Annotated in this window: 3 protein-coding genes; all 3 read right to left on the bottom strand. The window is 60.6% G+C overall.

Annotated elements, in window-relative coordinates; translation table 11 throughout:
- Positions 1-831: amino acid permease (locus ACI38Z_RS05225; RefSeq protein WP_439789131.1), on the bottom strand; the 831-nt coding region annotated here is incomplete at its 3' end.
- A gap of 170 nt (positions 832-1,001) precedes the next feature.
- The gene (gene argF / locus ACI38Z_RS05230) at positions 1,002-1,997 is read right to left on the bottom strand and encodes an ornithine carbamoyltransferase (RefSeq protein WP_439789132.1); all 996 of its coding nucleotides are present in this window, start codon (positions 1,995-1,997) and stop codon (positions 1,002-1,004) included.
- Between the two features lie 120 nt (positions 1,998-2,117).
- On the bottom strand, positions 2,118-2,871 hold a 754-nt coding region (locus tag ACI38Z_RS05235), incomplete at its 5' end, for an arginine deiminase (RefSeq protein WP_439789133.1).

The raw sequence follows: 2,871 nt of genomic DNA on the forward strand, positions 1-2,871 counted from the left end.
AAGCACGGAAGCGCCGATGTACAGGACGAGAAGGACGACGAGGCCGAGGATGGTGGCGGAGCCAATCTCGGACTTCTTCTTGGCGCGCTTGGACATGACGGAAGCGCCCTCGATGCCGATGAACACCCACATCATGACGAGGATGCACTGGGTCACCTGGTTGGCGACGCTGCCAAGGCCCGCCTTGTTGCCAGAAGCGACGATGACGGCGTTACGGGCAGCCTTGCCCCAGAAGTCGGCGGAGAAGACGCCGGCGTTGAAGGAGAAGATGGTGAAGAGGATGAAGATGAGGATGGTGGCAACCTTGACGACCATGACGACCGCGTTGAAGAACGCAGCGCTCTCGACGCCGCGGATGACGAGGTACGTCAGCGCCCAGAGAACGAGGGAGATGACGATGACGCCGCCGACCGCGGGGTTACCGGTGCTGGGAACGGAGAAGAAACCAGGGAAGACCTTGCCGAGGCAGTACTGGGAGCCGAGGACCTGGGCGACCATCGTCGCGAAGCCGACGTTGCCCAGCCAGGCGGACAGCCAGTATCCCCAACCGGAGATGAAGCCCGCGAACTTACCGAAGCCCTCCTCTGCGTAGGCGACGACGCCGTCTGCGTCAGGACGCTTCGCGCCAAGGTTGGCGAGGGACAGGGCCAGGAACAGGAAGCCCAGGCCGCAGATCACCCATGCGATGAGCGCGGCACCTGGCGATGCCACGTTGGCGAGCTGCCCGGTAAGGGCGAAGACGCCAGAGCCGATGCAGGATGAGACAACCAGACCGACGAGGCCAAAGAAGCCTACGCCATTTGGGTTGTCCACCTTTTCTTCGTTTGCCATCGAATTCCTCCTAAGAATTTGTGATGGACCTTACACACATATTGTATACGAATGCTTCACATAGTCTAGACATAACTTTCCTGTTTATAACATTATTAGTGAAACAATCGCATGAAAAAGGCCTCCCCTATGCATGGGGAGGCCTTGTAGATTCAAGACCTAAATCTTGTCTACTTCAGGGTCGCGTACATAACGGCCTTGATGGTGTGCATACGGTTCTCGGCCTCGTCGAAGACCTTGGACGCGCGGGACTCGAAGACCTCGTTCGTGACCTCCATCTCGGTGATGCCGAACTTCTTCGCGACCTCGGCACCCTTGGTGGTGTTGGTGTCGTGGAAGGAGGGCAGGCAGTGCAGGAAGATGCAGTCGTCGTGAGCCTGAGCCATGACGTCGGAGGTGACGCGGTAGGGCTCCATCAGGGGGATACGCTCCTTGTAGAGCTCGTCCGGCTGGCCCATGGAGACCCAGATGTCGGTGTAGATCGCGTCGGCATCCTTGACGCCCTCGTGGACGTCCTCGGTCAGCTTGACCGTGGAGCCGTTCTCGGCCGCGATGGCCTCGCACTGCTTGACGAGGTCGGCCTCAGGCATGTTCTCCTTGGGGCCGCAGGCGACGAAGTTGACGCCGAGCTTGGCGCAGACGACCATGAGGGAGTTGCCGACGTTGTTGCCAGCGTCGCCCATGAACGTGAGCTGACGGCCCTTGATGTCGTTGTTGAAGTTCTCCTTCATCGTGAGGATGTCGGCGAGCATCTGGGTGGGGTGGAACTCGTTGGTGAGGCCGTTCCAGACGGGGACGCCAGCGTACTTAGCGAGCTCCTCGACCTTGGTCTGCTCGAAGCCGCGGTACTCGATGCCGTCGAACATACGGCCAAGGACGCGAGCGGTGTCGGCGATGGACTCCTTGTGGCCCATCTGGGATCCGCTGGGGTCAAGGTAGGTGCAGCCCATGCCGAGGTCATAGGCGCCAACCTCGAAGGAGCAACGGGTACGAGTGGAGGTCTTCTCGAAGAGAAGGGCGACGTTCTTGCCCTCGAGGTAACGGTGAGGAACGCCAGCGCGCTTCATGTTCTTGAAGTCGACGGACAGGTCGAGCAGATAGTTGATCTCCTCGGGGGTGAAGTCCAGGAGCTTCAGGAAGTTACGACCACGAAGATTAACGCCCATGTTTATCCTTTCGAATATCTACACCCCGCCGTCCTTGCCGGCAGGTATGCAATTAACAACGCATCGATACCGGGAACGCTCGTGGCGTTCCCGGTATCGCGAGTTACAGCCTCAAGCTGATTAGATGTCCTCGCGCTCGAAGGGCATGCTCATGCAGCGGGGGCCGCCACGGCCACGGGAAAGCTCTGCGGACGGAACGACGATGAGGTCGAGGCCCTCCTTGTAGAGCACGTCGTTGGTGACGGAGTTGCGCTGGTAGACGCAAATCTTGCCAGGCGCGACGGCCAGGGTGTTGGAACCGTCGTTCCACTGCTCGCGAGCAGCCGCGACAGGATCGCCGCCGCCGCACTTGATGAGCTTGATGGCGTCGACGCCGGTGGCCTTCTCGAGAATGTGCTCGAGCGTGTCGTTGAGCTCCTCGATCTTGACCTCGCCCTCGGAAGCGCCCTTGGTGAGCCTGAAGACCTGCAGGGTGCCCATGATGCCCGGGTGGATGGTGAACTTGTCAACATCGATCTGGGTGAAGACGGTGTCGAGGTGCATGAAGGCACGGGACACGGGGATGTTGAAGGCGTAGATGTCCGTGATCTCGCACTTCTCGGCGTTGGCGCCCCAGAACATGTTCTGTGCGAGGGCGTCGATTGCGGCGGCCTGGGTGCGCTGCGAGATGCCGATGGCCAGCGTGTGCGCGTTGATGTTCAGGACGTCGCCGCCCTCGGTGTGGAAGGCGCTGTCGCGACGGTACCAGAGCGGAGCGTCCTTGTAGTCGGGGTGATCGCGGAAGACGTACTTGCCGAGCAGCGTCTCGCGGTTACGCGTCACGGAGAACATGTGGTTCAGGTTGACGCCACGGCCGACGACCGCGAACGGGTCG

Source organism: Parafannyhessea sp., from assembly GCF_051876455.1.
Lineage (GTDB): Bacteria > Actinomycetota > Coriobacteriia > Coriobacteriales > Atopobiaceae > Parafannyhessea.